Below are 5,118 nucleotides of genomic sequence, written 5' to 3' on the forward strand. Positions count from 1 at the left end.
CTGCGGATGCAGGCCGTCGCGCGCGGCCTGGGCCTGCTCCACCGCCTCGCGGATGTCCTTCACACCGCCCAGCACCGCGCTGATGGTGATGAACTGCGCGTCGAACGAATCCGCCATGAGGCGCGCGATGGTGGTCTTGCCCACCCCGGGCGGGCCCCAGAGGATGCAGCTGTGCGGCTGCCCCGATTCGAAGGCCAGGCGCAGGGCCATGCCCTCGCCCAGCAGGTGCTGCTGGCCGATCACCTCGCCCAGCGTGCGCGGGCGCAGCCGCTCGGCCAGGGGGGCGTGGGTGTTGGGAGCGGTCGCCACGCCGTCGGTCAGTTGCGGATCACGTCGGCACCGACCGGTGGCTCGAAGCGGAAATCGCCCGGTTTCAGGCCCGGGCTGGCCTGCCAGCCCTTGAACGTGAGCTCCGAGCGCTGGCCCAGGCCATCCACGATTTCGAGCACCGCGAGCTGGTTGCCTCGCAGGCCGATGCGCACGCGCTGGAGCTGGCCGTCGCGGGCCTTGGGCAGGGCCTCGACCCACTGCAGGCCGTCCTTCTCGGGCAAGGCCTTGAAGTCGAAGGCCGCGCGCAGCGCCGTCAGGTCGCCGCCCGAGGCGATCAGCGCGGCCGGCGTGCTGCCCAGCGCGTCCTTCTGGGCGCGCACGCTCACCTGGTTCAGGTCCACGTCGTGCAGCCAGAGACGCTGGCCGTCGGCCACGATGGTCTGCTCGAAAGGCTTGGCGTACACGAAGCGGAAACGGTCGGGGCGCAAGAACTCGAAGCGGCCCGTGCTGGTGCGCTGGCGCGGCGCGGCCTCGCCCGACTTTTTCGGCGAGGTGACCACCTGGGTGAAGTCGGCGCGCGCGCTGTCCACCTCACGCAGGAAGCTGTCCAGGGCGCTCAGGCCATCGGCGTGCGCAGGCCCGGCCAGGCTCAGCAGCGACACGGCAGCCGCCGTCAACAGGGTGCGAATGTTCATGGCCATGTGACCCCAGGACGGGCGGCGAGTTGCATCATTCCACGCGCCCGCCGACCAGGATGTCGCGCTGCCCGCTGCTGGTGAGCGCACTCACCAGGCCGGCTTTTTCCATGTCTTCCAGCAGGCGCGCGGCGCGGTTGTAGCCGATCTTGAGCTTGCGCTGCACGTACGAGATGCTGGCCTTGCGGTCCTGCAGCACGATGGCCACGGCCTGGTCGTACAGCGGGTCCTTTTCGCCGCCGCCCCCGTCGCCGCCCTCGCCGAACATGTCACCGCCCTCGCCGTCGGCGCCGCCGCCGTCGAGCACGCCGTCGATGTAGTTGGCCTCGCCCTGCTGCTTGAGGTAGCCCACCACGCGGTGCACCTCGTCGTCGCTGACGAAGGCGCCGTGCACGCGCGTGGGAAAGCCCATGCCCGAGGGCAGGTAGAGCATGTCGCCCATGCCCAGCAGGCTTTCGGCGCCCATCTGGTCGAGGATGGTGCGGCTGTCGATCTTGCTGCTCACCTGGAAGGCGATGCGGGTCGGGATGTTGGCCTTGATCAGGCCGGTGATCACGTCCACGCTGGGGCGCTGAGTGGCCAGCACCAGGTGGATGCCGGCGGCGCGCGCCTTCTGCGCCAAACGCGCGATGAGCTCTTCGATCTTCTTGCCCACCACCATCATCAGGTCGGCCAGCTCGTCGATCACCACCACGATGTAGGGCAGCGGCTCCAGCGGTTCGGGCTGCTCGGGCGTGAGCGAGAACGGGTTGCCGATCACCTCGCCGCGCGCCTTGGCTTCTTCGAGCTTGGTGTTGTAGCCCGCGAGGTTGCGCACGCCCACCTTGCTCATGAGCTTGTAGCGCTTCTCCATCTCGGCCACGCACCAGTTCAGGCCGTTGGCCGCGTGCTTCATGTCGGTGACCACGGGCGCCAGCAGGTGCGGAATGCCCTCGTAGACGCTCATCTCGAGCATCTTCGGGTCGATCAGCAGCAGGCGCACGTCCTTGGGGTCGGCCTTGTAGAGCAGCGACAGGATCATGGCGTTGATGCCCACCGACTTGCCCGAACCCGTGGTGCCGGCCACCAGGCAGTGCGGCATCTTGGCCAGGTCGGCCACCACCGGCTGGCCGCCGATGTCCTTGCCCAGGCCGATGGTGAGCAGCGACTTGGCGTCGTTGTAGACCTGCGAGCCCAGGATTTCGGACAGGCGGATGGTCTGGCGCTTGGCGTTGGGCAGTTCCAGCGCCATCAGGTTCTTGCCCGGGATGGTCTCGATCACGCGGATCGACACCAGCGAGAGCGAGCGCGCGAGGTCGCGGCTGAGATTGACGATCTGCGAGCCCTTCACGCCGGTGGCGGGCTCGATCTCGTAGCGCGTGATCACCGGGCCCGGCGCGGCCGCGACCACGCGCACCTCCACGCCGAAGTCCTTGAGTTTCTTCTCGATCAGGCGGCTGGTCATCTCCAGCGTCTGGGCGTCCACCGTGCTCTGCTGGCCTGGCGCGGCGTCCAGCAGGTCCACCTGCGGCAGCTTGCTGTCGGGCAACTCGGTGAACAGGGGCTTCTGGCGCTCCTTGGCCACACGCTCGCTCTTGGGCACCTCGACCATGGTCGGCTCGATGAGCACGGGCACCGGGTGGTGCTCCTCGATCTCCACGCGCTCGGTCTTCACCACCTCCTCGCGCTCACGCGCGGCGGCGCGGCCGATGCGCTCGTCCTCCACCGCCTCGCGCTTCTCGCGCCGGGCCTCGAACCAGCCGTCGACCGTGTGGCCGACCACCTCGGCCCAATGGCCCCAGGAGAAGCGGAACACCAGCGGCAGGCAGGCCAGCAGGGCCGCCAGCAGCGCCAGCGCCGCCCCGGTGAAGCCCAGCCAGCGCTCGGCCACGGGCCCCAGGGACTGCCCCAGCACACCGCCCGAATGGCCGGGCAGGAGGGCCTCCAGCCGATGCAGGCGGCTCCACTCCAGCGCGCAACTCACCATCAGCAGGACGACCAGGCCGCCCCAGAAGGCCGCACGGCGCATGTGTGGCCGCTGCCACCAGCGCGGCTCGGCCGGCACGGGCGAGGGACCACGCAACCAGCGCGCCAGGCCCGAGAGCCAGGCCCGCACGCCGGCGGCGAAGCACCACCAGACCGAAAACCCGAACAGGAAATAGCTGGCGTCGGCCACGATGGCGCCCAGCCGGCCGGCCCAGTTGCGCACCTCGGGGGACGTGCCCGTGGTGCTCCAGGCCGGGTCGGCCAGCGAGTGGCTCAGCAGGGCAATCAACCAGAAGGCCAGTGCGGCGGCGCCGAGCACGAGGCCGATTTCCTGGGCGAAACGCGCGATGCCACTGGGCGCGGACGCGCCCTGCTGGTCGGCGTTGAGGGTATTGAGTGAATAGGTCATGGCGCGGAAGCAAGCCCAAGCTTACCCCAGCGCACCCCCCTGCCTCAGCCCCTCACGACAGACTCAACCGAGGGTGTTGAGCCGCTCCTTGATGATGGTGCTGCCGTCCTCGGCGACCTCGATGAAACCCCGATCCTCCAGGTCCTTCATGACGCGGCTGACCATCTCGCGCGAGGCGCCGATCATCTTGGCCACGTCCTGACGGGACACTCGCTCGCGGATCATCAGCTGGCCGTCGCGTCCGGGCTGCGCCTGCTCCAGCAGCGCGCGGGCCACGCGGCCGTATACGTCCAGCAGAGCCAGGGACTCAATCTTGCGGTCGGCCTGCCGCAGACGCTGCACCAGGCCGCGCATCACGGCATAGGCCATGGAAGAGTTCTCGGGCAGGCAGCGCGCGAACTCATTGCGGCCCAGGATCAGCACATCGGTCTGCACCTCGGCGCGCACCGTGGCCGAGTGCGGCTGGTTATCGATCAGACTCATTTCGCCGACGTAGTCGCCCGGGTTCATGGTGGCCAGGATGACCTCGCGGCCGCGGCTGTCGGTGGTGACGACCCGGGCCCGGCCGGTGAGCACGATGGCCAGGCAGTTCGATTTCTTGCCCTGCTCGACGATCATTTCGCCGCGCTTGTAGCGGCGCTTGACCACCGCGTCCGCCACCGATTCGGCCTGGGCCTGCGTGAGGGTTGAAAACAGCGGCACGCGACGGATCAGGTCGAGATTGGACAGAATGGACATGCGTGTAATCCCAGACAGCGGGGAAAAGAGGGCCCGCTTCCCTACAATCCCGGCCGGTCATGGCTTTCGGCGATCGCCGCCATTGACGCGCGTTATTTGACTATCGCGCCGGGTATCTCCATATACCCCCTCGACTCTAAACCAATTGCTCCGTTTTTCGATAGCGCGCACCCATATGAAACACGCCAAAGTCCTGATCCTGGGTTCCGGCCCCGCCGGCTACACCGCCGCCGTGTACGCGGCCCGCGCCAACCTCAACCCGGTGCTCATCACCGGCATCGCCCAGGGCGGCCAGCTCATGACCACGACCGAGGTGGACAACTGGCCCGCCGACGTGGACGGCGTGCAGGGCCCTGATCTGATGCAGCGTTTCCTGCAGCACGCGGAACGCTTCAAGACCGAGATCGTCTTCGACCACATCAACAAGGTCGACTTCTCCAAGCGCCCCTTCACCCTCACCGGGGACAGCGGCACCTACACCTGCGACGCGCTCATCCTCGCCACCGGCGCGTCGGCCCAGTACCTGGGCCTGCCATCCGAAGAAGCGTTCATGGGCAAGGGCGTGAGCGCCTGCGCCACCTGCGACGGCTTCTTCTACCGCGGCCAGACCACCTGCGTGATCGGCGGCGGCAACACCGCGGTCGAGGAAGCGCTGTACCTGTCCAACATCGCCAGCAAGGTCTACCTGGTGCACCGCCGCGACAAGTTCCGCGCCGAGCCCATCCTGGTGGACAAGGTGATGGAGAAGGTCAAGGAAGGCAAGATCGAGCTCAAGCTCTTCAAGACCCTGGACGAGGTGCTCGGCGACCAGACCGGCGTCACCGGCATCCGCCTGAAGGACACCCAGACCGGCGCCACCGAGGAACTGAAGCTGCAGGGCTGCTTCATCGCCATCGGCCACCGACCGAACACGGAGATTTTCCAGGGCCAACTGGAGATGAAGGACGGCTACATCGTCACGAAATCGGGGCTCAGCGGCATGGCCACCATGACCAGCGTGCCCGGCATCTTCGCGGCGGGCGACGTGCAGGACCATGTGTA

The 5,118-nt window shown here is 68.0% G+C and carries 5 protein-coding genes; 1 reads left to right on the forward strand and 4 read right to left on the reverse strand.

All coding sequences use genetic code 11. From position 1 onward, the window contains the following. The 4 genes from BGO22_RS21240 to BGO22_RS21255 form a co-directional block, all read right to left on the reverse strand. Positions 1-309, reverse strand: a 309-nt coding sequence (locus BGO22_RS21240; RefSeq protein WP_286852389.1) for an AAA family ATPase, incomplete at its 3' end; no start/stop codon positions are given. A gap of 8 nt (positions 310-317) precedes the next feature. Continuing rightward, the gene (gene lolA, locus BGO22_RS21245; RefSeq protein WP_070400675.1) at positions 318-965 is read right to left on the reverse strand and encodes an outer membrane lipoprotein periplasmic chaperone LolA; all 648 of its coding nucleotides are present in this window, start codon (positions 963-965) and stop codon (positions 318-320) included. A 34-nt stretch (positions 966-999) separates the two neighbouring features. Then, positions 1,000-3,339, reverse strand: a complete 2,340-nt coding sequence (locus BGO22_RS21250; protein ID WP_070400607.1) for a DNA translocase FtsK — start codon at positions 3,337-3,339, stop codon at positions 1,000-1,002. Between the two features lie 63 nt (positions 3,340-3,402). After that, a complete protein-coding gene (locus BGO22_RS21255) occupies positions 3,403-4,077 on the reverse strand; it encodes a Crp/Fnr family transcriptional regulator (protein WP_009516830.1) in 675 nt (224 codons plus the stop codon). A gap of 175 nt (positions 4,078-4,252) precedes the next feature. On the opposite strand from BGO22_RS21255, the gene trxB reads away from it, so the two are divergent. Further along, a partial coding sequence (trxB, locus tag BGO22_RS21260) for a thioredoxin-disulfide reductase (protein ID WP_286852390.1) occupies positions 4,253-5,118 on the forward strand: 866 nt, incomplete at its 3' end.

The sequence above is a fragment of the Hydrogenophaga sp. 70-12 genome (assembly GCF_001897365.1).
Taxonomy (GTDB): domain Bacteria; phylum Pseudomonadota; class Gammaproteobacteria; order Burkholderiales; family Burkholderiaceae_C; genus Hydrogenophaga; species Hydrogenophaga borbori.

Bases quoted from the DNA above. Each gene is read 5' to 3' on its own strand.
- BGO22_RS21255 (WP_009516830.1), bottom strand. From the start codon at position 4,077: ATGTCCATTCTGTCCAATCTCGACCTGATCCGTCGCGTGCCGCTGTTT.
- BGO22_RS21250 (WP_070400607.1), bottom strand. From the start codon at position 3,339: ATGACCTATTCACTCAATACCCTCAACGCCGACCAGCAGGGCGCGTCC.
- lolA (WP_070400675.1), bottom strand. From the start codon at position 965: ATGAACATTCGCACCCTGTTGACGGCGGCTGCCGTGTCGCTGCTGAGC.